This is a genomic window from Burkholderia sp. SIMBA_051 (genome assembly GCF_046534915.1).
Lineage (GTDB): Bacteria > Pseudomonadota > Gammaproteobacteria > Burkholderiales > Burkholderiaceae > Burkholderia > Burkholderia ambifaria.
The window spans coordinates 1-235 of record NZ_JAWRXS010000915.1 but is presented as its reverse complement, the minus strand read 5'-3'; the positions used below and the strand labels follow the sequence as shown (position 1 = coordinate 235).

General features: G+C 67.7%; 1 pseudogene. It reads right to left on the bottom strand.

The features are described 5' to 3' along the window. A pseudogene (locus tag SB771_RS37140) lies at positions 1-235 on the bottom strand (4-hydroxyphenylpyruvate dioxygenase); the annotation flags it as partial.

Genomic DNA, 235 nt, shown 5'->3' with positions numbered 1-235 from the left:
CGGGCAGATACGCGTGCATCAGCTCGGTGCGGCGCGTGCCCTCCTCGTAGACCGGAATCCGCACCGCGCCGCACGGCGACACCATCACGCGCGATTCCTCCGACACGTGCCAGTGCGCGTCGATCTCGTGGATTTCGCGAAAGTGCAGCAGGTCGTGGTAGAAGACGAGCCACTCGCGCATGCGCCCCGCGCCGACCGTCTGCGTGAAGTGGTCGACCTGTTGCAGCCCGGTGCC